This window comes from Arthrobacter russicus (assembly GCF_031454135.1).
Classification (GTDB): domain Bacteria; phylum Actinomycetota; class Actinomycetes; order Actinomycetales; family Micrococcaceae; genus Renibacterium; species Renibacterium russicum.
This window is the reverse complement of sequence record NZ_JAVDQF010000001.1, coordinates 2,835,262-2,861,113: the sequence shown is the minus strand read 5'-3', so window position 1 is coordinate 2,861,113 and position 25,852 is coordinate 2,835,262. Positions and strand designations below refer to the sequence as shown.

At 64.0% G+C, this 25,852-nt stretch carries 23 protein-coding genes and 1 tRNA gene; 5 read left to right on the top strand and 19 right to left on the bottom strand.

What is annotated here, in order from left to right; translation table 11 throughout:
• Positions 1 to 29 precede the first annotated feature (29 nt).
• From JOE69_RS13345 to JOE69_RS13335, 3 genes are all read right to left on the bottom strand, one after another.
• Positions 30 to 3,095 (bottom strand): alpha-mannosidase, encoded by a 3,066-nt coding sequence (locus JOE69_RS13345; RefSeq protein ID WP_309799484.1) that lies wholly within the window; start codon positions 3,093 to 3,095, stop codon positions 30 to 32.
• A gap of 39 nt (positions 3,096 to 3,134) precedes the next feature.
• Entirely contained in the window at positions 3,135 to 4,427 is a 1,293-nt protein-coding gene (locus JOE69_RS13340; protein WP_309799482.1) for a glycoside hydrolase 5 family protein, read from the bottom strand.
• Positions 4,428 to 4,645: 218 nt separating this feature from the next.
• Complete coding sequence (locus JOE69_RS13335; protein ID WP_309799480.1) at positions 4,646 to 5,698, bottom strand: LacI family DNA-binding transcriptional regulator; 1,053 nt, start codon at positions 5,696 to 5,698, stop codon at positions 4,646 to 4,648.
• A 205-nt stretch (positions 5,699 to 5,903) separates the two neighbouring features.
• On the opposite strand from JOE69_RS13335, the gene JOE69_RS13330 reads away from it, so the two are divergent.
• The 4 genes from JOE69_RS13330 to JOE69_RS13315 all read left to right on the top strand — a co-directional run bounded on the left by JOE69_RS13330 (position 5,904) and on the right by JOE69_RS13315 (position 11,370).
• Entirely contained in the window at positions 5,904 to 7,175 is a 1,272-nt protein-coding gene (locus JOE69_RS13330) for an ABC transporter substrate-binding protein (RefSeq protein ID WP_296364228.1), read from the top strand.
• Positions 7,176 to 7,275: 100 nt separating this feature from the next.
• Entirely contained in the window at positions 7,276 to 8,151 is an 876-nt protein-coding gene (locus JOE69_RS13325; protein ID WP_296364229.1) for a carbohydrate ABC transporter permease, read from the top strand.
• A 1-nt stretch (position 8,152) separates the two neighbouring features.
• Positions 8,153 to 9,073, top strand: coding sequence for a carbohydrate ABC transporter permease (locus JOE69_RS13320; protein WP_309799476.1), 921 nt, complete (start codon positions 8,153 to 8,155; stop codon positions 9,071 to 9,073).
• A gap of 59 nt (positions 9,074 to 9,132) precedes the next feature.
• On the top strand, positions 9,133 to 11,370 hold the full coding sequence (locus JOE69_RS13315) for an endo-beta-N-acetylglucosaminidase (RefSeq protein ID WP_309799475.1): 2,238 nt from the start codon (positions 9,133 to 9,135) through the stop codon (positions 11,368 to 11,370).
• 125 nt (positions 11,371 to 11,495) lie between these two features.
• Here JOE69_RS13315 and rplL read toward each other — a convergent pair whose 3' ends face one another.
• From rplL to JOE69_RS13250, 13 genes are all read right to left on the bottom strand, one after another.
• Positions 11,496 to 11,876 carry a 50S ribosomal protein L7/L12 gene (gene rplL, locus JOE69_RS13310; protein WP_296364232.1) on the bottom strand — a complete coding sequence of 127 codons (381 nt, stop codon included), beginning with the start codon at positions 11,874 to 11,876 and terminating at the stop codon, positions 11,496 to 11,498.
• Positions 11,877 to 11,974: 98 nt separating this feature from the next.
• Positions 11,975 to 12,607 carry a 50S ribosomal protein L10 gene (gene rplJ / locus JOE69_RS13305; RefSeq protein ID WP_296364233.1) on the bottom strand — a complete coding sequence of 211 codons (633 nt, stop codon included), beginning with the start codon at positions 12,605 to 12,607 and terminating at the stop codon, positions 11,975 to 11,977.
• 290 nt (positions 12,608 to 12,897) lie between these two features.
• Complete coding sequence (locus JOE69_RS13300; protein WP_309799472.1) at positions 12,898 to 14,346, bottom strand: aldehyde dehydrogenase family protein; 1,449 nt, start codon at positions 14,344 to 14,346, stop codon at positions 12,898 to 12,900.
• A 41-nt stretch (positions 14,347 to 14,387) separates the two neighbouring features.
• A complete protein-coding gene (locus tag JOE69_RS13295) occupies positions 14,388 to 15,350 on the bottom strand; it encodes a hypothetical protein (RefSeq protein ID WP_309799468.1) in 963 nt (320 codons plus the stop codon).
• On the bottom strand, positions 15,347 to 16,444 hold the full coding sequence (locus JOE69_RS13290) for a GNAT family N-acetyltransferase (RefSeq protein ID WP_309799466.1): 1,098 nt from the start codon (positions 16,442 to 16,444) through the stop codon (positions 15,347 to 15,349). Before JOE69_RS13290 ends, JOE69_RS13295 begins: the two co-directional genes overlap by 4 nt.
• Complete coding sequence (locus JOE69_RS13285) at positions 16,441 to 17,556, bottom strand: GNAT family N-acetyltransferase (RefSeq protein WP_309799464.1); 1,116 nt, start codon at positions 17,554 to 17,556, stop codon at positions 16,441 to 16,443. The genes JOE69_RS13290 and JOE69_RS13285 overlap by 4 nt, the downstream gene beginning before the upstream one ends.
• 96 nt (positions 17,557 to 17,652) lie before the next feature.
• A complete protein-coding gene (locus JOE69_RS13280) occupies positions 17,653 to 18,216 on the bottom strand; it encodes a GNAT family N-acetyltransferase (RefSeq protein WP_309799463.1) in 564 nt (187 codons plus the stop codon).
• The gene (locus JOE69_RS13275; RefSeq protein WP_309799460.1) at positions 18,213 to 18,740 is read right to left on the bottom strand and encodes a GNAT family N-acetyltransferase; all 528 of its coding nucleotides are present in this window, start codon (positions 18,738 to 18,740) and stop codon (positions 18,213 to 18,215) included. The genes JOE69_RS13280 and JOE69_RS13275 overlap by 4 nt, the downstream gene beginning before the upstream one ends.
• Positions 18,741 to 18,822: 82 nt before the next feature.
• Positions 18,823 to 19,530, bottom strand: coding sequence for a 50S ribosomal protein L1 (rplA, locus tag JOE69_RS13270; RefSeq protein ID WP_296364240.1), 708 nt, complete (start codon positions 19,528 to 19,530; stop codon positions 18,823 to 18,825).
• 100 nt (positions 19,531 to 19,630) lie between these two features.
• Entirely contained in the window at positions 19,631 to 20,062 is a 432-nt protein-coding gene (gene rplK / locus JOE69_RS13265) for a 50S ribosomal protein L11 (RefSeq protein WP_296364241.1), read from the bottom strand.
• 141 nt (positions 20,063 to 20,203) lie between these two features.
• Complete coding sequence (gene nusG / locus JOE69_RS13260) at positions 20,204 to 21,025, bottom strand: transcription termination/antitermination protein NusG (protein ID WP_374709711.1); 822 nt, start codon at positions 21,023 to 21,025, stop codon at positions 20,204 to 20,206.
• A gap of 68 nt (positions 21,026 to 21,093) precedes the next feature.
• Positions 21,094 to 21,390, bottom strand: a complete 297-nt coding sequence (secE, locus tag JOE69_RS13255) for a preprotein translocase subunit SecE (protein WP_309799454.1) — start codon at positions 21,388 to 21,390, stop codon at positions 21,094 to 21,096.
• A gap of 53 nt (positions 21,391 to 21,443) precedes the next feature.
• Positions 21,444 to 21,516: transfer RNA gene (locus tag JOE69_RS13250), tRNA-Trp, on the bottom strand.
• Between the two features lie 176 nt (positions 21,517 to 21,692).
• Between JOE69_RS13250 and JOE69_RS13245 the strand changes: the two genes are divergently transcribed.
• A complete protein-coding gene (locus JOE69_RS13245; protein WP_309799452.1) occupies positions 21,693 to 22,877 on the top strand; it encodes a pyridoxal phosphate-dependent aminotransferase in 1,185 nt (394 codons plus the stop codon).
• 98 nt (positions 22,878 to 22,975) lie between these two features.
• On the opposite strand, the gene JOE69_RS13240 is transcribed toward JOE69_RS13245, so the two are convergent.
• From JOE69_RS13240 to JOE69_RS13230, 3 genes are all read right to left on the bottom strand, one after another.
• Positions 22,976 to 23,752, bottom strand: a complete 777-nt coding sequence (locus JOE69_RS13240) for an endonuclease domain-containing protein (protein WP_309799450.1) — start codon at positions 23,750 to 23,752, stop codon at positions 22,976 to 22,978.
• Positions 23,753 to 23,959: 207 nt separating this feature from the next.
• Positions 23,960 to 24,595 (bottom strand): LuxR C-terminal-related transcriptional regulator, encoded by a 636-nt coding sequence (locus JOE69_RS13235; RefSeq protein ID WP_309799448.1) that lies wholly within the window; start codon positions 24,593 to 24,595, stop codon positions 23,960 to 23,962.
• Positions 24,592 to 25,845 (bottom strand): ATP-binding protein, encoded by a 1,254-nt coding sequence (locus JOE69_RS13230; RefSeq protein ID WP_309799446.1) that lies wholly within the window; start codon positions 25,843 to 25,845, stop codon positions 24,592 to 24,594. Before JOE69_RS13230 ends, JOE69_RS13235 begins: the two co-directional genes overlap by 4 nt.
• Positions 25,846 to 25,852: the final 7 nt, after the last annotated feature.

Genomic DNA, 25,852 nt, shown 5'->3' with positions numbered 1-25,852 from the left:
TTCCCTGACAGTCCGCGGAACCCGGCAGCTCAACTCATGCGGAACCTCAGGGTCAGCAGCTGGAAGGGGCGCAGTTCGAGCCGGACTCCGTCCGCCGTGCCACGTAACGCTTTCGGCTGGATCGGGCGCTCCAGCAAATCGGTCTCCTGGACCTCGAGGTATTCGAAGTCCGCACGCAGTGTTGCCGCAGCCCGACCGCCGCCGGCCTCATAGATCCGGGCCACCAGGTCGCCGCTGCGGTCTTCGGCCAGTTTCACCGAGGCGATCACGACGGCGTCGTGATCCACTGCGAGCAGCGGTCCGACCCCCTGCGCTCCGTGCAGGACCCGTTCCGGCAGGTTGATCGCATAACCGGCCGCCACCGCATCCACCACGGAGGCACCCGGGACCAAGGCGTAATCAAACACGTGCCGGCCCTGGTCGGTTCCCGGGTCCGGGAACCGCGGCGCCCGCAACACCGAAAGCCGCACCGTGGTGCCGGCTGCTGCGGCCGCGCTGGACCGGGCCGAACTGGAGACATCGTGGCCGTAAGTCGCGCTGTTCACCACCGCCACGCCGTAGCCCGGCTCTTCCACCTGAACCCAGCGGTGCGCGCAGATCTCGAACTTCGCGGCGTCCCAGGACGTATTGGCGTGCGTCGGGCGATGCACATGGCCGAACTGGATCTCCGCCGAACTGCGCTCGGCCTGGACGTCCAAGGGGAAGGAAAGTTTCAGGAACTTCTCCTTCTCGTGCCAGTCGACACTGACCTTCAAATCCACTTGCCCGGCCCCGGAACGCAAGCTGACCATTTCTTCGAGCGTCGAGTCGCCGAAGCTGCGTTTGATCAACAAGGTCTCGGCGTCGACCTGCTCGATCGAATCGGCTGCGGTCAGGTCGACCGCGGTGTTCCGGTAAAACGAATCCACGTCCCAGGCGTCCCAATCGTTCGGGAAGTCCGGGTGCAGCTGGAACAGGTTTCCCGGACCGGCCAGCACTTCGCGGTTCTGCCGAACGTCGTAGACGGATTCGAACAAGCCATCGGCCCCGACGACCACCCGGAGCCGGTCGTTCTCCAGCAGCCAACCATCGCCGTCCTCGGACGATTCGGCCAGCCTGCTGAGCACGGTCCGCCCGACGGGTTCGACGGCGGCCACCTCCCCGGCGGCCAACGCCCCGAAGGCGGGCACACCGCTGCGCCGGTGCGGCGCGGCATTGAACCTGATCTCGGTGTCACCGGCACCGACGAGTGCCTGCTGCGCCTCGGCGATGATCGCTGCCAACTCCGCTGCGAGCACCGCGTAGCGCTCTGCGGCCTCGCGGTGCACCCAGGCGATCGAGGTGCCGGGCAGGATGTCGTGGAATTGCAGCAGCAGGACCTCTTTCCAGATCCGCTCCAAATCCGCGTAGGGATATGCCGTGCCCAGGCGTACCGCAGCCGTCGCACTCCACAGTTCGGCTTCGTGCAGCAAATGCTCGCTGCGCCGGTTGCCCTGCTTGTTCTTCGCCTGCGTGGTGAAGGTCCCCCGGTGGAACTCCAGGTAGAGCTCCCCCGCCCAGACCGGACGATCGGGGTATTCGGCCTCGGCGGCCCGGAAAAAATCCGCCGGACGCTGCATGGAAAGCTTCGGGGCGCCTTCGAGATCCGCATTCCGGGAGACCCGGGCCAGCATCTCCCGGGTGGGCCCGCCACCGCCATCGCCCCAACCGAAGGGCGCCAAGGACATGCTGGCTGCGCCCTTTTCCTGGAAGTTCCGCGCCGCGTGCGCCAGTTGCCCGCCGGAGAGGTCCGAACTGTAAGTGTCCACTGAAGGGAAATGCGTGAATACCCGGCTGCCGTCGATGCCTTCCCAATCGAAGGTGTGGTGCGGGAACTTGTTCACCGTGTTCCAGGAGATCTTCTGGGTCAGGAACCATTTGATCCCGGCCGCTTTGACGATCTGCGGCAGCGATGCCGAATAGCCGAAGGTGTCCGGCAACCAGGCTTCTTCGGTCTCCACGCCGAACTCTTCCAGGAAGAACCGCTTGCCGTAGAGGAACTGCCGGGCCATTGCTTCGCTGCCGGGCATATTGGTGTCCGATTCCACCCACATGCCGCCCACCGGGATGAACCGGCCTTGCCGGACGTATTCGCGGACCCGGTCGAACACGTCCGGCCGGTGGTCTTTGAGCCAGGCCAACTGCTGCGCCTGGCTCATCGCGAAGAGGAAGTCCGGGTACTGGTCCATCAGGTTGACCACGTTGGCCGTGGTCCGGCCCACTTTGCGGACGGTCTCGCGCAACGGCCAGAGCCAGGCGGAGTCAATGTGCGCGTGGCCGATCGCCGCGATCCGGTGCGCGCTGGCCGAGGCCGGGCTCGCCAGCACCTCGCGCAATTCGGCGCGTGCCGCAGCAGCCGTGCGGTGCACATCCTGCAGGTCGATGGCATCGAGCGAACGTTCGATCGCGCGCAGGATCCGGAACCGCCGGGCGTCGGACTCGGCGAGTTCGCGGCTCAGTTCGTTGAGCGTCTCCAAATCCTGGCAGAGTTCCCAGAGCTCGGCGTCGAAGCGGTTGATGTCGGCCCGGCTCAGCCGGTACAAGGGTTCCCGGCTGGAGGTCAGCTTGTCACCGATGAAGGTCGGCAAGTACCCGTCCGGACCCGCGATCCGGGGGTTCGCCGCGGCTTCGACGTACACTTCGAACCGGCCACCCGAGGCAGTCCTGGCGTCCACCGGAATCCACTGGTTTTTCGGGTTCAGCCCTTTCAGCACCGTGCCATCCGGCAAGTAGACCATGCCTTCGGCGTGGAATCCGGGGTCGATGTCGCCGAAGCCGAGGTTGAAGATCGCCTCCAGGGGATGGTCCTGCAGCTCGGCCGGAATCTCGGCCCGCAACCGGAACCAGCTGGTGGCCCAGGCCGGTCCCCAGGATTCGCCGAGCGCGGTCGGCTGGTACACCTGCGCCAAGGCCTCCGCGGGCGCCACCGGCTCGCCGTGCTCCCCGTCGATCAGGCCGCCGTCGACGTGCCACACCTCGATCTCCAAGGGCACCGCAGGGATATGGATTTCCCGGCGCAGCCGTTCCCGCAGGGCCCGGGAGACCCGGTCTTCAATCAGTTTCTGGTCGCTGTGCATGGCGCGTCCTCAAGGGGTTTCAGGTTCGTCGGTCACGGATCAACGGATCGGCAGGTGCGCCGAGCTGACGTCGCTGGGCTGCACGACGGCGGTGATGCCGCGTGCCTCCAGCTGGCTTTGGTCGTGGGCTTGCGAAGCCAGCAGTACGGTCGGCCGTTCCCCGGCGATCGCCAAGGACATCCAAGCATCGAAGAACTCGCCGCCGGGCGCGCAGGTGCCGCGTCCCGGGGCTTCCGGCTCCGGGCCGACGTCGAGCAGCAGGGCGGTGTGGCGCGGCGCCGGGGCCGGCGCCGTGGCACTCCGTTGGATGGCCGCAGCGAACGCCGAGCCTTCGGGTTTCAGCCGCTGGTCGTTGCCCAGGAGGCCCAAGGTGTATTCGAGCGAGGGGAAGTCCAGCAGTTCGCCCGAAACATCGTGCGAACACCACCAGGTGACGCCCCACAGGCCTTCGCAGTCCAGCGCGTATTCGAGCGCACGAGTGCTGAACTCGGCCGCGTCCTGGGCCCCGACGTGCGGTGCCGGAGCACCGATTTCCTGCAGCCAGATGGCGCGTCCCGGGTCGACCGCCCAGCCCCGGGCAACCTCGATCAGGTATTCGGCCAGCCGGAAGCTCTGTTGGCTCATTCCGCCGTAACGTTGCGCGGTGCCGTTGAAGATCCATGAATGCACGGTGCTCATGGTGCCGTTCCGGGCAGTTCCGGCAGGGGTGAACGGGTGCCTGCCGTCGAAGAACGCGCTGTCGTACTCCGAGTGGCAGTGCGCCAGGCCAGGTGCACCTGCCTCGCACGCCTCGAGCATGGTCCGCAGCCAGTGGTCCGCTTCCGGCATCGTCGCCGGGTTGCGCTCCGGATGGATGGCGGAAGCGAATTGGCTGAACTCGTTGCCCAAGCTCATGCCCAGCACATTGGGTTCCGCCGAAATCGCGCTCGCCAATTCACGCAGATAGCGGCTCTGCCCCTCGATGACGTCAGGATCGGTGAAAAGGTTCCGGCCATGCCAGGTCTTCACCCAGGCGGGCAGGAAGTCGAAGCTGGACAGGTGTCCCTGCAGCGCATCCACTGAGCAATCCAGACCGCGTTCCCCGGCAGCCTGGATCATGGCAAGCAGCTGCGCCACCGCACGCGGGCGGATCAGGCCGCGGTTCGGTTGGAAATAGGGCCACACCGCGAAAAGCCGCACGTGGTCCAGGCCAAGCTCCGCGAGCGCGTCGAAATCCCGACGCACTTCGTCAAGGTCGAAGTCGAGCCAGTGGTGGAACCAGCCCTGCGTGGGTGTGTAGTTGACCCCGAACCGCGGTCTCGCAACAGCCCGGGGGCTGACCGGAGCCTGCATGCGGCCCTCCTCTGTACTGAGCCCCGAACGGAGCAGATTTTTTTGATTGGACGGTTTTGCCGGGCTGGATTTTTACGGTCGGAAAATCGAACTAATCCGTTTTAGCACACGATCGTGAGCCGCGCCACATCCCCCGGGCAAGTTGCCGGCCTGCCGACGGCGCGGGCACAGCCCCGGTTCCGCAACGTTACGGCCCCGTCCGAACCCGGATCCGGCGGCTAGCGCGGTACTGCCCCGGTGCTCGCGCGCACTTGCAGCACCGGCGTCGGCAATTGCAGATTCCGCGCGGCTCCGGCCGGCATCGGCTCTTGCAACGATTCGAACAGCAAGCGGGCCACCCGGTGGCCGAAATCGAAGGTGTCCCGGCTCAATGCCGTGATCGCCGGGTGGGTCAGGCTGGTCAACAACGAGTCGTCGAAGGAGACCACGGAGAGTTCCGCGGGCACCGAAATGTTCATTTCCATGGCCACCGACAGCCCGGCGAGCGCCATCACATCGTTGTCGAAAATGATCGCCGTCGGCCGCTGCGCAGCCGCCAGCAACCTGCGGGTAGCCGAGGCCCCTTGCTGATCGCTGAAGTCGGTCACCACCGAAAGGAGCTCGTCGAGCCCCAAGCGCTGCCGGGCGGCATCGAGGGCTTCGGTGCGCCGCTTGCTGTGCAGGAACTCCGGCACGCCGCCGACGTGCGCGATCCGCCGGTGCCCGAGTGCGGCCAGGTAGTCCACGATCGAAGTCATCGCCTCCCAGTCGTCCGCCCAGGCCGTGGGGATTTCACCGGGCGCACCGGGCCCGCCCACCATGACCGCCGGCATGCCGAGCGAATTGATCACCTCGATCCGCGGATCGACGTCGCGCCGGTCCACCAGGATCACACCGTCGACGCGGTGCTCCCGCCACCAACGGCGGTAGATTTCGATTTCCGCTTCCAGATTCTCCACGATCTGCATCTGCACCGCGAAGCCGCGTTCGGACAACGCCGCCTGGATCCCGGAAGTCAATTCGGCGAAGAACGGCTCGATGCCCAGGGTTTTCGCCGGACGCGCGATCACCAGACCGATCACCGACGTCCCGGCACCGCTCAGCGCCCGGGCAGCACTGTTGGGGCCCCAGTCGAGCTCTTCGGCGACCGCCAGCACCCGCTGCCGTGTGGCCTCGCTGACCCCCGGCTTGCCGTTGAGCGCGAACGAAACCGCCCCCTTGGACACCCCGACGCGCTGGGCGATGTCTTCGATCCGGGCGCGGGGAGCGCCGCTGCTGCTCTTCTTCGGCATTGCCGCCTCTCTTTCGGTCCCGGCAGGCCTCTGCACCGCTGCGGGAACTCCGCACCCAGCCTATCGAGCAAAACCGGCTTCGTGACCGGCATCACAAAACTACCTTGACAACCGGCGCAACTGGGTGTTTCCTTGAAAATTACTATAACGGTTTATCAACGGAGTTTGCCGAGTGCGCAGACCCGTTGGGCCTCTAGGAGAGTAAATGCGAAAGCTCATCCCTGCCGCCGCGGCAATCGCCGTCGCCGGCCTCGTGCTGACCGGCTGCTCAGGCGGTGCAAGCTCGGACGGTTCCGCGAGCGGTGAAATCAAAGGCGAGATCACCGTGCAGACCTGGGCGCTGACGCCCAAGTTCCAGCCCTACCTCGACAAAGTAATCAAGAGTTTCGAAGACAAGAACCCGGGCACCACGGTGAAGTTGCTCGATCAACCCGGGGACGGTTATTCCAACAAGATCGTCTCGCAGGCCAGCACCAACACGCTGCCCGACGTGGTCAACATCCCACCGGACTTCGGCGTCGCCTTGGCCAAATCCGGCGCCCTGCTGGACATCGCCAGTGTGGAGAAGGACCTAGACAAGACCTATGTCAAAGGCGCGCTGGATGCATTCAAGTACTCCGGCGTCGACGGGACCTTCGGCTTCCCCTGGTACCTGAACACGGATATCAGCTACTGGAATGCCAGCCAGATGTCCGAATCCGGCTTGGATCCGAAGAAGCTGCCCACCACCCTGGACGAGCAATTGGCGCAGGCCAAGATCATGCACGACGCCTCCGGCGGCAAGTACTTCTTGATGAGTTCCAAGCCGACGACTGACGATTTCCTGCGCGCCGGCATCAAGGTGCTCAGCGACGACGGCACCAAGGCGGCTTTCAACACCGATGCCGCCGCGCAGCTGGTGCAGAAATACGTCGACGCCTACAAAGCCGGGTACTACCCCTCGTCGGTGCTCAATGACGACTACCTGGGCAATTCGCAGCTCTTCACCAAAGGCCAAGTCGCCTTCAGCACCGGTGGCGGCCCGGCCTACGCCAGCTTCGTCAAGGACAATCCCAGCCTGGCGAGTTCGATCGTGATGGGACCGGCGCTGAACGACCAGCCGCCGCTGTACGTGCAAGGCTTCGCGATCTCCAAGCAGAGCAAGAACCAGGCGACGGCGCTGGCCTTCACCAAGTTCATCCTCAACCCGGAGAACCAACTCGAGTTCGCGAACCTGACCAACACCTTCCCCAGCACCCTGGCCTCGGCCAACGACCCGTCGCTCAGCAAGAGCGACGGCACCCCGGCCGGCGAAGCGAAGGTGCTCGCCTTCAATTCGCTGCAGAAGGCGAAGGTGCTCAGCCCGGTACAGCTGGACGACGCCATGAAGAAAATCCTCAACCAGCAGATCTCGCTCGCGATGAAGGGCGATGTGGCACCGAAAAAGGCGCTCGACGACGCCGCTTCGCAAATCGACAAGCTCTTGGCGAGCCAATAGGCCCAGTGCGGGCGATCCTGATCCGATCGCCCGCACTGCCCATTTCGCAGCACTATTGATCCGCCGATCCGCCCGAGAGCAAGCACGAGGAAACAAATCCATGCGTTCACATCGTTGGTTCACGCCCTGGCTATTGGTGGCACCGGCCCTGCTGTGGTTGGGTGCCTTCAGTTTTTGGCCGGCCATCAACACGGTCCGGATGTCCTTCACCAACGCCAAGCCGTTGGGCGGAACCGAACGCTGGGTCGGCCTGCAAAACTACACGAACCTGTTCAGCGACCCCCAAGTGGGCAATGCGCTGCTGAACTCGGTGGTCTACATGGCCGTCTGCCTGCCCCTGCTGACCTTGCTCCCGCTCGGCATCGCGATCCTGGTGGAAAAGAAAATCCCCGGCATCACCTTCTTCCGCACCTCGTTCTACCTTCCGGTGATCGCCAGTGCGGTGGTCGTGGCCCTGCTTTGGAACCTGGTCCTGGACGACGGCGGCGTGGTCAACAACATCGCCCAATCGCTGAAATGGGTGCAGGGGCCGATCCCGTTCCTGACCGACCGGTGGCTCGTGGTGTTCAGTTCGATCAGCCTCACCGTGTGGAAAGGCCTCGGCTACTACATGGTGATTTACATCGCCGCGCTCGGCAACGTCTCCAATGACCTGCACGAGGCCGCCGCACTGGACGGCGCGGGCGCCTGGCGGCGTTTCTGGTCGGTCACCGTGCCCGGCGTGCGCGGCGCGATGATCCTGGTGGCGATCATGATCTGCGTTTCCGCACTGCGGATCTTCACCGAACCCTACTTCCTCACCGGCACCACGGGCGGCCCCGGCGGCTTCGCCTCCAGCTTCGTGATGATCATCCAGCAATACGCCCGCGGCCTGCTCGGCAACCTCGGTTACGCCTCCGCGCTCTCCGTGGTGCTGTTCTTCATTTGCCTCATCCCGATGCTGATCCTGGCCCGGCAGAACCGTAAGGAAAGTTGACATGACCGCGCTTCCGGCAGCGGAGTCCCGCAGCTCCCTCCCGACCGCAAAGCCGGCCGGAAAAACCCCGAAACGAGCACGCAGCAGGGGCTTCAACAGCTCCTCGCCGCGCGAATTGGCGATCCGGTACATTCTGCTGCTGCTGGTCCTGGCCATCAGCATCGGCCCATTCCTCTGGCAGCTCTCCACTGCCCTGAAGTCGCCGTCGGAGGACATCTACGGCGCGGCGAGCGGATTGATCCCGCAAAACCCCACCGGGCAGAATTTCGCCAATGTCAATGACGCCATCCCGGTCTTCAAATACATCGGCAACTCGGTCATCGTCGCCTTCCTGGTGGTGGCCGGCAATGTCATCGGCTGCACCATGGCCGGCTTCGCGCTGGCCCGGCTCGCCTTCCGCTGCCGGAACCTGGTGATCGGCTTGATCCTGGTCACCATGGTGCTGCCCGGCGAAGCGACGATCATCGCGCAATTCGTCACGGTCAAAGACTTGGGCCTGGCAGACACCCTGCTCGGCGTCGCCCTGCCCGGCATGCTCGGCATGATCAACGTGTTGTTGATGTGGAACGCTTTCCGCGGCATCCCGGAGGAAATCGACCAGGCCGCGATCGTGGACGGCGCCAACGTCTGGCAGCGGATTCGCTACATCGGTTTCCCCGCGGTGAAGGGCACCCTCGCGATCGTGCTGATCTTCGCCTTCATCGGCGCCTGGGACGATTTCCTCTGGCCGTTGATCGTGTTGACCAATCCGGACAATTTCACGCTCACCATGGGCTTGCAGTATCTCAAGGGCACGTTCAGCAACGATCCGCGGTTGATCGCTGCCGGGGCGACGATCGCCTTCATCCCGATTGCGATCGTCTTCATCCTCGCCCAGCGCTGGTTCTTCCGCGGAGTCGGTGAGGGCGCCGTCAAAGGTTGAGCAACTACACTGCTGAGTCCCAGCGTCGGGGTTTAGCATCTACCAGCAAGGAGAGTGTCATGCGAAAGAAAAAGCAAAGTCCTCCCGTTCCGGAGAAAACCGGTCTGAGCCGGGCGATGTTCATCCGCTACGGAACCCTCGGCGCCGCTGCCGCAGTCGCGGCACCGAGCCTGCTCAGCGCCGGAGCCACCGCCGCCTTCGCCGCAGACGTTCCACAGCCCAAAGACCCCAGCGCCCCGGGACCCGTGCTGCCGGGCAACCAAGGCGGCGGGATCCCGGCGGGACCGGCGTCGTACGGGTTCTGGGCGAGCGACATCACTGGCTGGAGCCCCGGGCTCGACCCCAACGCCAAGCACTTCGTCTGCCATATCCCGCGGGCCGCCCGGATCGCGCCGTTCGCGGCGACCCAAGCCCGGCCCAACCTGGATCCGAGCACCCAAGTGCTGACCATCGACGGCGACTACCGCGGCAGCATCTACGACGAACGCGCCCGGGCAATCGGCGACGAATCCTATGTCTACACCTTCCGCTACTGGCAGTACCTGGACGTCTTTTCCAGCTGGCACGGCCAATTGACCCCGAATGTGCCCGCGGACAAAGTCGCGGACAAAAATGCCTCCGGGCGAACCTATGGCGTGCTCGAGGTGCCCAATGCCGGCTGGACCGAAGCCGCGCACAAGAACGGCGCCATGTCGATCGGCTGCTGGTTCTGGCCCCGGAATGGTGCGAGCTTCAGCGATTTCGTCAAAAAGAACCCCGACGGCAGTTACCCGGTTGCCGACAAGATGATCGAGATCCGCAAATACTTCGGCTTCGACGGCTACTTCCTGAACCAGGAGGCCCAAGTCTCGGCGACGGACGCCAAAGCCTTCAAGGCCATGGTCGCGTACCTGAAATCACGCGACCCCGAGTGCTACCTGCAGTACTACGACGCGATGCTGGAGAGCGGATCGCTGTCCTATCAGAACATGATCAACTCGAAGAACGTCGGCTGGTTGGGCACCGCGCAGAAGCCGCTGATGGACTCGATCTTCATGAACTACGGCTGGCTCCGCGGCTGGGGCGTGAGCGGCACCGGCGGGCCCGACCCGGATCTGACCAAGAGCGCGAAAACGGTCTCGGACCTGGGTTTCAACCCGAAGAAGGTCGCCTACGGCACCACCGAGTTCCAACAAGGCGGTTTCAACCCCTCGGAGATCTTCGGCGGCCTGGCCGCGCCCGGCAAGAATCCCCCGGTCAGCTGGGGCATGTTCGTGCCGAGCGAATTCTGGAACCGCGGCTGCAGCGACGGCACCACCCGCACGGTGCTGGGCCGGTCGATCTTCCGGGATCTGGAGCAGAAGTTCTGGTCCGGGCCCAAGGGCGACCCCTCGCAGAGCGGGCGGATCACCGAGCCCACCCAGCCCTACCGGCAGAACATCTGGAACACCAGCGGGTTCGACGGCGTCGCGCATTCCGTGGTGGAAAAGTCGCCCTATTCGGCGCTGCCGATCAATACCAACTTCACGATCGGCGTCGGCTCCTATTTCAATCTGCAAGGCGCCACGGCCAGCACGAAGGCCTGGAACAACGCCGGCATCGCCGATCCGGTGCTCAGCTGGCAGTTCTGGGTCAGCAATGCGGCCGGCACGCAGAGCAGCGTGACCTTGGACGAATCCACCGCGTGGGAAGGTTCGCATTCGTTGCGGATCAAGAGCAGCGCCGGCGCCAACCCGGAGAGCACGGTGCATCTGTTCAAGACCGACCTCACGATCGGCAGCTCGGTCACCGCAACGGTCATGGTGAAGACCTCCTCGGCGCCGGCCTTGTCCTTGGTCCTGGCACCGAAAGCCGCCCCGGCCTCGGTCAGCACCGTGGCCCTGACGCCGAGCGGAGCGGCCGTCAACGGCTGGACCGCCTATACCGCGAATCTCGCACCGACCACCGGCCAGATCGCCAAGATCAGCCTCAAGGTCGCGGCGGCGGGTAGTTTCGACCTCAACCTGGGCAGCGTCCGGATTGCCGGAAACGGCACGACGCCGGCCAAACCGAACGGATTCAGCGTCACCGCCGGCACCGCGGGCAGCAATGGCGAGAACGTCTTCCTCGATTGGACCAAGGCGGCCGATGCCTATGCCTACGACGTTTTCAACGTCGACACCGCGGGGGCCAAGACCTGGCTGGGCCGTTGCCACCGGGATTGCTTCTTCGCGGAGAACGTTGCGATTCCGGCCAATAAGACGATGAACTTCGAACTGGTTGCGATTTCCCCCGATGGCACTCGTTCCGCCCCGGCCAAGGCATCGCTGCTGCTCTAGCTGAGCGTTGACGTATGGCTGGTTTCGCAGCCGCATACCCGCCATACGTCAACGCTCAGCGTGCAATTAAACGGAAGGGCCCCGACTCGCGGTGCGAGTCGGGGCCCTTCTGAAGCGACGTTGGGTTACTTGAGGGTAACGGTAGCGCCGGCTTCTTCGAGCTGAGCCTTGGCCTTCTCGGCAGCTTCCTTGGTGGCGCCTTCGAGGACAGCCTTCGGAGCAGCGTCGACAACGTCCTTGGCTTCTTTCAGGCCCAAGGAGGTCAGCGCGCGCACCTCCTTGATGACTGCAATCTTCTTGTCGCCAGCGGATTCGAGGATGACGTCGAAGGAATCCTTCTCTTCCTCAGCAGCAGCTTCGCCGCCGCCACCGGCGGGGCCGGCAACTGCAACCGCAGCAGCGGTGACCTCGAAGGTCTCCTCGAACTGCTTCACGAACTCGGAGAGTTCGATGATGGTCAGTTCCTTGAAAGCTTCAATGAGCTCGTCGTTGGTGAGCTTTGCCATGGTTGGCGCTCCTTCTTTTCTTCTTTGGCCACGAGGGCCGGGTCTGAATCCTGATTCCGTTGCGGACCAGGTTGGTTCCAGGGCTTGCGCCCGCGTGACTAAGCCTCGGCAGGAGTCTCGGTCTCGGCAGCAGCTTCGGCCGGAGCCTCGGCCGCGGCTTCTTCAGCTACCGGAGCTGCTTCAGCCGGAGCTTCCTCAGCGGCCGGGGCCTCTGCGGGAGCAGCCTCTTCAGCGGGGGCAGCCGGAGCGCCCTCGGCAAGCTTGATGCGCAGCGCGTCGATGGAACGCGCGGCTGCGGCAATCGGAGCCTTGAGGATACTGGCAACCTTGGTGAGCTGCAGTTCACGGGATTCGAGTGCTGCCAGTGCGGCAACCTCAGCGGCGTTCAATGCCTTGCCCTCGAAGATACCGGTCTTGATGACCAGTTCTTTGTTGGTCTTGGCAAAATCCGTCAGGCTCTTCGCTGCGGCGACTGCGTCGCCCTTGATGAACGCGATTGCGGTCGGGCCGGCGAGCTGACCTTCGAAAGCGTCAACACCAGCTTCCTTCGCGGCAATTGCGGTCAACGTATTCTTGACGACCGAGAACTTGGTCTCGGTGCCCAGGGATACGCGCAGCTCTTTGAGCTTCGCAACGGTGAGCCCACGGTATTCGGTCAGGACTGCTGCGGTGGATTCTTTGAAATCAGTGGTGATCTCATCCACGGCGGCCACCTTGTTCGGCGTTGCCATAACCCTCCTTCCGGGATTTCAATGCCGGTGGATCGGGTCCAGCAACAACAATGCCCCGCGCAGATGCACGGGGCTTGGCTCGATCCGGTCTGCACACAGCATGCCAGAGAGCGTTGCTTCGTTCACCTGCGCAGGCCGTTCTCGTCAGAGGACTTTCGGATCATCGCGATTACTGAGGATTCAGCGCACACAGGTGATCGACCGGCGGTCTTTGGTAGTTCAAGCTTACGGCATCGGGGCGAGGCAGACCAAATCCGGCCGACCGGGCAATGCCGCCGGGGAACCGGGGCTCAGAACGGATAGTCTGCGATCTCCGACCGCACGGTAAGCCATTGGGTTTCGGTATAAGCCTCGAGATTTGCTGCTGCTCCGCCGAACCGGGTGCCGTTCCCGGATGCCCCGGTGCCACCGAAGGGCACATTCGGTTCGTCGTCGATGGTCTGCTCATTGATATGCACGATGCCGGAACGGATCCGGTCCGCGAGCCGCATGGCGGTACCGACGTCGCCCAGGATCGCCGTGCTCAGCCCGTACTCGGTCGCATTCACCAACTCCACCGCCTGATCCAGGTCGCGGTACTCCATGACCGGCGCCACCGGTCCGAAGATTTCCGCCTGCCAGGCGCGGTGCTCCGGACGCAATCCACTGAGCACCAGAGGCTGCATGAACAAACCGGCGGTCTCGCCACCGGTCCGGATCCGGGCGCCATCGGCCACCGAATCCGACACGATGGATTCGATCCTGGCCAGTTGCCGGGCATCGATCAAGGGGCCGAGATCAGAATCGGCCAACCTCGGGTCACCGGCCTTGAGCCGATCGGCCGCCGCGCAGAGCAGTTCCACGAACTCGTCGTGCTGCGCTTCCGGAACCAGAATCCGGCCGGCCGACATGCATACCTGGCCCTGGTGGAAAAAGCTCGCGAAAGCAGCTGCCGAAGCCGCTCTGGCCAAATCCGCGCCGGGCAGCACCAGCACCGAGTTCTTGCCGCCGAGTTCCAGATGGGTCTTTTTCAACTGGGCTGCGGCCAGTTCGCCGACCTGCCGACCGGTGGCCGCCGAACCGGTGAAGGAAATCATCTGCACTTCGGCCGCCCGCACGACGGCCTGTCCGGTTTCCGCCCCGCCCGGCAGCACGTGCAACAGTCCCTCCGGCAATCCGGCCTCTTCGAACAGGCGAGCCAGAATGACCCCACCCGCAATCGGGGTGCGCGGGTCGGGTTTGAGCAGCACGGCGTTGCCCAGGGCCAAAGCCGGCGCCACCGACCGCAAGCCGAGCACGATCGGCGAATTGAACGGCGAGATGACCCCGACCACCCCGATCGGAATCCGGCGGGCGAACGACCATCGGTCACCGGCCGTGGGCAGCACTTCACCCTGCGCGAGGCCGGGCAGCCCGGCGGCTTCCAGCAGAGTGCGCAGGGCCAAGCCGAGTTCGAAGCCCGCCTTGCCCGGCACCGAACCGGTTTCCCGGATCAGCTGCTCGGTGATTTCCGCGAGATGCTGCTCCAGGATCCCGGCAGCCCGGCGCAGTACCGCGGCGCGTTCCAGGATCGACGCCGCCGCCCAGGCCGGCTGCGCGGCGGCAGCTGCGGCCGACGCCGCAGCCACGTCCGCGGCGTCGGCCAGGCCGGTGCGGCCCAACAATGCCCCGGTGGCCGGCTCGACGACGTCGAGCGTCCCGCTGCCCGGCTGCCAGCCGGAACTGAAGATCTTCGCTGCCCACCGCTGGTCTTCCAACACGGTCGCTCCTCCTTCGTCGAATAGTTCAGATGTGCAATGGTTCAAATGTCCAGGTCGAGGGTCAGGAACGTCTTGTCCGGGACGAAGCCCATGGCTTGGTTGATCCGGAGCATCGGCGCGTTCTCTTCGGCATTGCCGGTATAGATCCGTTCGACCGAAGGCCAACGCTGGCAAGCGGCCCGCAGATTCGCGGTTTTGATCCAGATCCCGAGGCCATGGCCGCGATGCGCCCGGACCACCAGGGTGTCGCTCTGCAGTGCCGACACCGGGCGTCCGGGGTGCCAGCTGAGCTCGGTATAGCCGACCAACTCGCCGGTGCCCCGGTGGCGGGCTGCGGTCACTTGGACCGAAGCCCCTTGGCCAGACCGGAATGCTTCGATCCTGCGGACGCGGGCAGCGTCCCATACCTGTTCGTCCATTTTCGCTTCGCCTTGCGGTGCATCGGTGCTCATCATCGATCGGAGCACAGCGAACGCCGCGACCAATTCCTCCGGGCAATGATCCTGCCAGCTGCGCAGTTCATAGTCCGGATCGGCCGGTGCCTCGACCTGCCGATCCGGTTCCACGGGCAGCACGCTGACCTTCGCCCGCTGGGTCTCGACGAATCCGCGGCGCCGGTACAGGTCGAGCAATCCGGCGTCGCGCTCGTCGACGAAGGTCCGCAGCCGCTGCCGGCCGGCCTGGCCGGCCCGGCGCCGTACCTCCTCGAACAGCCGCGGGCCGTGCCCGCTGCCCCGAGGCAGGAAAATCTGGAAGCTCGCCATTGCGAGGTCTTCCTTGAGCGAGTAGGCGATCTCCGCAATGCCTACCGGCCGGCTCGGCTGCCCGACGCCGAAGACTTCGATCGCACGGAAGACATTCGCCTCGAAGAAGGCCGCCGGGTTGTTCGAGACCCGGTCTTCGTCATGGTTGCCGGAAATCTCGGCGACCGCGGAATTGCCGAGTTCGAGCCAAGCCGCCAGCGATTCGGCCGACGAGTCGCCGTCGAGTCCGAAAAAGCTCAATCCAGCACCTTCTGCCATTGCCCGGTGAACCCGGTGGGTACGAAGCCCAACGACACATTGACCGCGAGCATGTGCTCGTTTTCCGCAGCGTTCCAGGTATAGATCCGCCGCGCAGCCGGTTGCTCCGCGGCGATCCGGGCCAAATTCGCGACCTTCACCCATAGGCCGAGTTTGTGCCCGCGGTGTTCGCGGATCACCAATGTGTCATCCTGGAAAACCACATCGGAACGGTGCCCCAGAACGGTGATCACGGTGAATCCGGCCAACTTCCCGGTAGCCAGATGTTCGACGGCGGTGACCAGCGTAGTCCGTCCCTGTGCCAACGCGATCGACTCGCCTTCGCGCACCCGGTCCGCGTCCCAGGGTTCCTCGTCGAGGTCCACTCCGGCATGCGGCGCGTCGGTGGACATCCGGGACTCCAGCCAGGCGAAGTCGTCGACCCACTCCTCCGGGCAGCGGTCCGTCCAGGTGTGCAAGCGGTAGTCAGCAGCGGCTGCTGACTCGGCGATCCGCAAATGGCTGGACAACGCCTCCGGATCCACCGGGAGGTCGCAGCCGGAAAACCGTTCGACCTGCTCCAAGGTGTATCCGGCGTTCTGGGCGAACCGGACTTCCCGGCTGCTCACCGGCAACTCCCCCACCCCGGTCGCCGGCTTGAGCGTGGCCGCGCCGGCTTCGGCCACGGTGTCTGCCGGGTGCGACGTTTCCACCACCACGGTGGTTCGGCCTTGCGCCTTGATGTACGCCTCGGAAGCCAGCAGCAGAGCCTTGCCTATGCCTTCGCCCCGGGTCCCCGGATCGGTGGAGAGCCAGACCCAGGCAAGGTGCTGGTTGTCCTCGAGCGGCAGGATGATCTCGCTCTGCCCGCGGACCACGCCGTCGAGCTTGGCGATCAGGTAGACATGCCGCTCGTAGGGGTCCGAAGCCATCACCAGGACCTCGTCCGGGGTGTAGGCGAGGTCGTCGTTTCCCCAGGTGTCCAGCCGCTCCTGCCGGACGACCTCTACCGCGGCCAGGAAGTCGGCGGCCGCCGGGCTGTCCAGGCTCTCCGGGAGCCGGAGTTCTTCGATCTCCAACGATGCTGCTTGGGTCACTGCGCTGATCCGTTCTGTGTTTCGCTGCTGATCTTCTGCCATTCGCCGTCGTAGCCGACCGGGGTGAAGCCCAAGTCGACATTGATCGCCAACATGTGCTCGTTTTCCGCGGCATTCCAGGTGATCACTTTTTCGGCCTGCGGCACGAGCTCGGCCATGCGTTGCAAATTGGCCGCCTTGATCAACATGCCGAGCCGCTTCCCGCGGTGCGCCCCGCTGACGAAAGTGTCTTCCTGGCTGAGCACTCCGGGCTTCTCCGGGTGGTAACCGAAGTAGCTGTATGCTGCCACTTCCCCGGATGCCCGGTCCACGGCAGCGCAGCCGTAATTGCCCTGGCCAGCCGCCACGCGATCGGCTTCGTCCTTCCGAAGCCGTGCCACGTCCCAATATTCGGCCTCGGAATCCAGCCCCGCAGTGGGGATGTCGATGCTCATCTGGGTCAACGCGGTGGTGAAGCTTTCCACGATTTCCTCGGGAACCCGGTCTTTCCAGAAAACCAATCGGTAGCCGTCACCGGATTTCGCCCGGGCAGCCGTCACGAAGGCTTGCAACTTTTCCGGCGGCAGCGGCAGCGGCAATTCGCTGAACCGCTCGACCAGTTCCAACTCGTAGCCGGCTTGCCTGGCGAATTGCACCGCTGCCGAGTCCAGGGGCACCGCGCCGCTGCCGGATTTCGGAACCAGGACGCCGGTCCCCTGCAGATCGAAGTCCGCGGGGTGTTCCGTGCTGCTCTGGAAAACCGTACGGCCGTTGTGCAGGGCGAGTCGCTCGACGTGTTCGAGCATCGCCCGGCCGTAGCCGCGACGCCGGAACTGCGGCAGCACTGCGGCGAACAGGTAAGCCGAATTCGGATTGTCCTTCAAATACCGCATCGCCCAGCAATACCCGACAGTCTCCCCGGCCACCTGGCCCAGGAAGATCAGCCGCTCGCAGTATTCGTCCGAACGGGAGGAAACCAAGCGCGCCAAGGGCGTGGCAAGCCGGTCATCGTTGTGCCAGATGTCCCGTTTGATCTGATCGACGGCCGCACTGAGCGAATGGAAGTCGGCCGCATCCGGGGCGTCCAGCGTCGCCGGCAAACGCAGCGCAGTGATCACCAAGTCGTTGCTCATGAAACCAGCCTACTGGCCGGACGTTGTTGACAACATGTCTCATTTGCCGCAATTGGCCATTAAATCGATGATCTGCCTGCCGGTCCGGAAAACCGCTCAGCTTCCGGGCTGCACGAAGAGCACTGCGTCGAAAGCCCCATCGCTCCAGGTCGGCTTGCAGCGCGCCACTTCGCGCCAGCCGGACCTGCGGTACAGCGCCATCGCCGACTCGGCCACCGACGCCGTATCCAGCACGCCGATCATTCCGTTCGCCGAGATCACGGCCATTGCGGCGGACATCAAGGAACGGGCCACGCCGCGCCCTTGCTGCTGCGGATCGACGAAGAGCCGTTTGATCAGGCAATGCCGTTCGATCGGCGCACCGGTCGCGGCCAACCAGAACGGCAGATAGGCCAGGTCCTCGCTCGCCGACAAGGGCATGATCGAAACCTGGCCGAGCAGTCCGTGCTGGTCTTCAGCGACCCACGATGCGCTGAACCTCGGATCAGCCAGCGATTCGAGCGCATGCGGCACCAGCCTGCCGGCATCGTCGGCGAAATATCCGGAATCCTCAGCACAGGCCGCCAGGATCGCCAAAAGCCCCGGTAGATCGGCATCGGTTCTGGGCCGCAGCAGCACCGTCCGCTCGGCCGTCGCCTTTGCTTCCGCCGGATCGGTCACAGCCCGAGTTCCAGCACATCATCGCGTTCGGCAACTCCGCCGAACATGAAATGCTTTGTACCCACGGCTTCGAAACCGTGTTTCCGATAGAATTTTTTGGCCCGTTCGTTGACATTGCTCACGCCGAGCCAGATTGAGGCGAGGCCGGTTTCCCTGGCCCGGTCCAAGGTTTCCCGCATCAGTTCGGCGGCCAAGCCGGAGCCGAAGCATTCCGACCGGACGTAGCATTTGCTCAGTTCCGCGGTGGGCCGCCCCTGGACCGCCGCCGCGACCTCCGGGTCCGAGGGTGCTTCGACCAGCAGCAAACTGTAGCCCTGCAGTCCGCCCGGGCCCTCGGCGAGCAAGAGCCGGGCCGCCGGATTGTTCAGGTATCCGGTGAAAACCTCGCCTCTGAGATACCGGTGGATGTGCGCTGCGATGTTCTCCGGATCGGCACCGGCCGGCGCGGAATAGGGGAAAGTCGCTGCGGCGAGTTCGACGACGGCGTCGAGGTCGGCGGGTTCTGCAGGGCGGAAAACGGGCATGCAACCGATTGTAGTCAAAAACCAGAAAAGCGGGTCGGGAAGCCATGGCTTCCCGACCCGCTTCTGTTTGGTTCAGTGCATTTTAGGCCTCGGTGAGGACCTTGGTGACGTTCGGGTCGACCGAGATGCCCGGGCCGAACGTGGTAGTCACGGTTGCCTTCTGCAAGTAGCGGCCTTTGGACGTGGACGGCTTCAAACGGAGCACTTCGTCGAGCGCGGCTGCGTAGTTCTCCGCGAGCTGCTTGGCGTCGAAGGACACCTTGCCGATGATGAAGTGCAGGTTGGAGTGCTTGTCGACGCGGAAGTCGATCTTGCCGCCCTTGATTTCGTTGACGGCCTTCGCGACGTCAACGGTCACCGTGCCGGTCTTCGGGTTCGGCATCAAGTTGCGCGGTCCGAGGACCTTGCCCAAACGGCCGACCTTGCCCATCAGGTCCGGGGTCGCCACAGCGGCGTCGAAATCGGTCCAACCGCCGGCGATCTTTTCGATCAGATCGTCCGAACCGACGAAGTCGGCGCCGGCTGCGATTGCGGCCTCAGCCCGGTCGCCGGTTGCGAAAACCAGGACGCGGGCGGTCTTGCCGGTGCCGTGCGGCAGGATGACCGTGCCGCGGACCATCTGGTCCGCCTTGCGCGGGTCGACGCCCAAACGGAACGCGACCTCGACGGTGGCGTCGAACTTGGACGGGTTGGTGTCTTTGGCCAGCTTGACCGCGTCGACGGGGGCGTACTGCTTGCCCTCTTCGATCTTGGCTACTGCTGCCTCATATGCTTTGCTGCGCTTTGCCATGCTGCTGTTTCTCCTTGTGCAGTTGTGGTCTGTCGGACCGCGCTGGGCCCTGCCACTGTCTTCGCTCGGAAGACGCTAATGATTGTGTTCCGTGAAGGGGTCAGCCCTCTACGGTGATGCCCATCGAGCGGGCGGTGCCGGCGATGATCTTGGCCGCAGCCTCGACGTCGTTGGCGTTCAAGTCCACGAGCTTCTGGGTTGCGATTTCATTCACCTGGGCCTGGGTCAGCTTGGCAACCTTCACGGTGTGCGGGGTAGCCGAACCCTTGGCGACGCCGGCAGCCTTTTTGATCAGCTCGGCGGCCGGCGGGGTCTTGGTGATGAAGGTGAAGGAACGGTCTTCGTAAACCGTGATTTCCACCGGGATGACGTTTCCACGCTGGGATTCGGTCGCAGCGTTGTACGCCTTGCAGAATTCCATGATGTTGACACCGTGCTGACCAAGTGCAGGACCGATAGGCGGTGCCGGATTGGCGGCGCCTGCCTGGATCTGCAACTTGATGAGGCCGGTGACTTTCTTTTTGGGAGCCACTTCAGGTCCTTCTCTTGTACATGTTTCCTCGGCTGCCGGAGCGCATCCGAGGCGGTGGTCGTCATGGCAAGACGACCGACGTCGCCCCCTGCCTAAAGCATGGCAGGAGACGACTAAGTCTTTTGGAACCTATTAAGTCTACTAGATCTTGGTGACTTGGCCGAACGAGAGCGTCACCGGGGTCTCGCGCTCGAACAGGGAGACCAGAACCACCAGGGTCTGCGACTCGGGTTTGATCTCCGAGATCGTGGCCGGGAGGGTCTCGAACGGGCCTTCCTTGACGATCACGGATTCGCCGATTTCGAAGTCGACTGCGATCGGCGCCTGGGCGGCCTTGGTCGCCGAGCCCTTGCCGTTCTCGGCCGCTTGCTCTTCTTCGAAGACCGGGGCGAGCATCGAGAAAACTTCGTCCAGGCGCAAGGGCACCGGGTTGTGCGCATTGCCCACGAATCCGGTGACGCCGGGAGTGTGCCGCACGACGCCCCAGGAAGCATCGGTCAATTCCATCCGCACCAGCACGTAGCCGGGGATGCGCACGCGGTTGACCACCTTGCGCTGCGCATTCTTGATCTCGACGACTTCTTCCATCGGGACCTGGATTTCGAAGATGTGCTCTTCCATGTTGAGCGACTGGCTCCGGGTCTCCAGGTTCGCCTTCACCCGGTTTTCGTAACCGGCGTAGGAGTGGATGACGTACCAGTCGCCCTCTTGGCGGCGGAGTTTGGCTTTGAATTCTTCCACCGGATCCACTGCGGGGACGGCGTCTGCCGGCTCCTCGCCAGCAGCGGCCTCGGAATCGTCGGCGGAATCAGCGTCTTCGGATTCGGTGGCTTCCGCCTCGGCTTCAGTCTCTGCGACTTCCCCGGCCGGCGCTACAGCATCGACGAGTTCGTCCTGGGCAGCATCCTGCTCGGCACCGGGCTCTTCGCTCTGTTCCGTCATATCGAGCTCCTGCTCAGACACGTATTTCCTGCTTTCTTAGTGCGGTAAACCTATTGCGCCGGGCCCAGCTGGGCCCGCGTCCGGGACGGCTACCGTTCAACCGATCCGGTGCCGCCGAAGACCCAGCCGATGCCAATGCCGAAGGCCGTATCGAGGACGGTCACGATCGCCATCATGAGAATCACGAAAATCAGAACCACAATGGTGAAGCGGATCAGCTCTTTGCGGGTGGGGGTGACCACCTTGCGCAATTCGCCGATAACCTGCCGGACGAAGAGCGCAATGCGCCCAAAGAATCCCGGCTTGCCGGACTTGGCACCCTTGGCGTCATTGCCAGACTTCTTGGCAGGACGGTCCTGGGAGCTACTGGCAGCTGTTTCGGTCAACTGTGCCTCACTCGATTTGAAATTCGACTTGACTCTGCGGATTGCATATTGCGCAGGGCAGACAGGACTCGAACCTGCAACCTGCGGTTTTGGAGACCGCTGCGCTACCAATTGCGCCACTACCCTAGGTTGGTGCGTTGAAATCGCCCTTTCGGACCGCCATGAAGGCGCAAACCATTATGGTGATTTCAACACCGAGGTACAAGTCTACGCAATCTGCGCGCCAACGTCGAACTCGCTTTAAACCCCGGTTGTTTTGGGCCTAAAGTGGGCTGTATCGCCCACGCACCCGAAGGAATGCCATGACTTCCAGCCGTATCTCGCAGCGCATTGCCGCGATCGCCGAATCCGCAACCCTTGCCGTCGATGCCAAAGCCAAGGCGCTCAAGGCGGCCGGCCGGCCAGTGATCAGCTTCGGCGCGGGCGAGCCCGACTTCCCCACTCCGGGCTACATCGTGGAAGCCGCAGTCGAGGCGGCGCGGGATCCCAAAAACCACCGGTACTCCCCCGCCGGCGGACTGCCGGAACTGCGCGAGGCGATTGCCGCACAGACCCTGCGGGATTCCGGCTACCCGGTCGACGCCGCGCAGGTGCTGGTGACCAACGGCGGAAAACAAGCCGTGTATCAGGCCTTCGCCACGCTGCTCGATCCCGGTGACGAGGTGCTCGTGCCCAGCCCGTTCTGGACGACCTACCCAGAGGCGATCAGGCTTGCCGGCGGTATTCCGGTGGACGTTTTCGCCGGAACCGATCAGGGTTACCTGGTGACCGTGGAACAGTTAGAAGCGGCTCTGACGCCCAAAACCAAGGTGCTGCTTTTTGTTTCACCGTCCAACCCGACCGGTGCCGTGTATTCTCCGGAACAGACTCGGGAAATCGGCCAGTGGGCTGCGGCCAAGGGGCTCTGGGTGGTCAGCGACGAAATCTACCAGCACCTGACCTACGACGGCGTGCCGTTCACTTCGATCGCCACGGCGGCCCCGGAGTTGGGCGACAAAGTGGTATTGGTGAACGGCGTGGCCAAAACCTATGCGATGACCGGTTGGCGAGTGGGCTGGATGATCGGCCCGAAAGACGTGATCAAGGCGGCGACCAATCTGCAGTCCCATGCGACGTCGAATGTTTCCAACGTCTCGCAGCGCGCTGCTTTGGCCGCGGTTTCCGGACCCTTGGACGCGGTGCACGAGATGGGCGTGGCTTTCGACCGGCGCAGGAAAGCCATCGTGGCCGGGTTGAACCAGATCCCGGGGCTGGAATGCCCCACTCCGCACGGGGCGTTCTACGTCTACGCCGATGTCCGCGGGCTGTTGCCCCGCCTCAACGTTGCCACCTCGGCCGAATTGGCAAATTTGATCCTGGAAAAGACCGAGGTTGCCGTAGTTCCCGGAGAAGCCTTCGGACCTAGCGGGTATCTGCGTTTGTCCTACGCTTTGGGCGACGACGATTTGGCCGAAGGCGTGCGGCGCTTGCAGGAATTCCTGAGCTAGAGTTTCCATCCGCAACGTTTTCAGCTCCGCTTTGGGTCAATGATCTGCTCAGCTTTCACTTTGGCACCATGAGCAACTCAAAAAGTTTTGGCCGGTAACTAACCCTGGTTCGCCAACCAGGAGGTCACTATGCTGACGAGTCTCTCCGGCGAGTTCAAGACCAGTTTTGCGGGAAATCGGAGCAGTGGGATTCCACGCAGCGTGAGTTCGTTCCACCGTCTGCGATCCTCCAGAAATTCAGCCTCCCCGCTATGGAACTGCCTGCCGTCGAGTTCGATTGCCAGTTTGCCCTCCAGCCAAAGGTCCACCCGGCCCACCCCCTCGATACGGTATTGGCATTCCACCTGAAAGCCCGCAGCACGAAGGCTCTGCCGGGCGATGGTCTCGATCAAGGACTGCGAGGTGAGTTCGACCTGGCGGGTCACCCGACGCGCTTTCGCGCTTTTCGTCTTCTGGGCGATATCCCGGAGCTCAGCCGGACTCATCTTGCCCAAAACCAAGGCGGATTCAGCAACCACAAGAGCCTCCAACTCCGGCAGGCAGCCAATCGCTTGACGCACGCACTCCGCGACTTCGACGACTCGGGGCTGCCGGTCGCGGCTCCGGTGAACCACGAACCTACCGTCTGAACACAATGCCCGGGACGCCGAAAGATGGGGTTTGACCGGCTTTTTCCACACCCACAAACCATGTACCCCTGCCGCGCTGATACAGCCGAAAGACGCCGAGAACTCGGCCCGGAGCAGGTCTTGCGGGTCAGCTCCGGGAAGTTGGTAGATGGCTCGGAACGGCCGGTGCACATCTCGCCGCGCCAGCGCTTGATTGAGTTCGAACCGGGTGACTCCGACTCGCTGCAGTTCCGCCCAGCGGCCCACCCCGCCAAGAGCCTGGAGTGCTTGCACCGATTCCACAGCAAATTTCTACCCCGAATGCCGAGGCAGAAACGGGTTCCGAGGAAGATTCTGAGGAAGATGTGGATAACTTAGTCCTCAAGCAATACATTTTGAGCCAGAAATCCCGGATTTTGGCGTCACACCTGACACTCCAACACCACATGCAACGCAAAACGTACTGGATGGCGACTAGAGCAGTCTGCGGCTGGCTGCCCAGCGGGTGAGTTCGTGCCGGTTGGACAGTTGCAACTTCCTGAGCACCGCCGAAACATGGGTTTCCACGGTTTTGACCGAGATGAAGAGTTCCTTGGCGGTCTCCTTGTAGCTGTAGCCCCGGGCGATCAACCGCATCACCTCCCGCTCCCTCGCGGACAGCCGGTCCAACTCGTCTTCCACGGGACCGCTGCCGCCGAAGGCGTCCAAGACGAATCCGGCCAACCGCGGGGAGAAGACCGCATCGCCGCCGGCCACGGTCCGCACCGCAGCCGAAATTTCAGCGCCCGAGCTGGCCTTGGTGACATAACCTCGGGCACCGGCCCGGATCACCGACACCACGTCCTCCGCCGCATCCGAAACACTCAGCGCCAAGAACTTCACTTCGCCGAGCAACGCATTGGACCGTTCGATGACTTCCCGCCCACCGCCGCCGTTCCCGCCAGGCAGATGCACGTCGAGGAGCACCACCGCAGGCTTGTGCTGGGCGATCAGCGACACGGCTTCATCCACCGAAGCCGCTTCCGCCAGAACTTCCAGATCGGCGGCCAAATCAGCGCGCAGGCCGGAGCGGAAAATCGCGTGGTCGTCGACCACCAGTACCGGGATCATGTTTCGTCTTTCTGATTGGTCTCCAACAAGGGCAAGCGCAATTGGATCTCGGTGCCGGAGCCGGACGAGGATATTTTGGCCGATCCGCCGTGCCGGCCCATCCGGCCGAGAATCGATTCGCGCAACCCCAGACGGTCCTCCGGTACCTGATCCAGGTCGAATCCGGGACCTCGGTCCCGGACGAAAACCTCAACGAGTTCCTTGCTCGCCTCGACATAGACCGAGACGCTGGTCCCGGCATGCCGCACCGCATTGAGCATGGCTTCCCGGCTCGCCTGGACCAGGGCATCGACCCGGCTGTCCACCGTCGCATCGCCGACCGCGATGAGTTCGATGCCCACGCCGTGGGCGTCCTCCAATTCGGCTGCGACAGCCCGCATCCGGGCCACCAGATTGTCCGGATTCCGGCTGGCGTCCTGGTAGATCCACTCGCGCAACTCCCGCTCCTGGGCCCGCGCCAGCGAGGTGACATCCTGCTCCGAGCCAGCCCGCCGCTGGATCAATGCCAGAGTCTGCAATACCGAATCATGCAGATGCGCGGCGATCTCGGCCCGTTCGGTCTCCCGGACCCGGGCCGCCCGTTCATCTTGCAGATCACGCCAGATCCGCAGCCCCCAAGGAGCCAGCACGAGCCCGACGCCGGCCAGCACTGCTAAGGCCGCGGCCACGGCCGGCACTACCCGGTCCCAACCTCCGCCGCCGACCACCAAAACCAGCAACCCCAGCACCAGGAGCAGCAGCCCGGCGGCCAAGCGCAGCAATCCCAAGGAATTGTTCGCCTGCGCCCGGTCCAAAAGCAGCGAACGTCGTGAAGCATCCAGCTGCAACCAGACCAGGACGGCACCCACCACGATCACGAACACCGGCAAGACCACGCCGAGCTGCAGATCGAAACCGGCGATTTGCGCCACGATCAACCCGGCGACGAACAACAGCCCGGCCCCGGTCAGGATTTCTTTCACCCCACGCCGGCGCCACCAGGATCCAGGATCCGTGCTCAGCCGTTGGAAGAACTCCGCCCCGGCCTGCTGCGGAGCCGATGCAGCTTCCGGACCGGGCTGATCCGCTGCGGAGCGCTCCGGGACCAACGCCCACAACCAGGCGTAAAAGAGCGCGCCGGCGCCGAAAAACAGCGTGCTCAAGACGAACGCGGCCCGGATCAAACCGACCCGCCAGCCGAGATGCTGGGCCAGCCCCGCGCAAACGCCCGCAAGGATGCGGTCCTTGCTGCGGTACATCCTGGCTTCCATAGTTCGA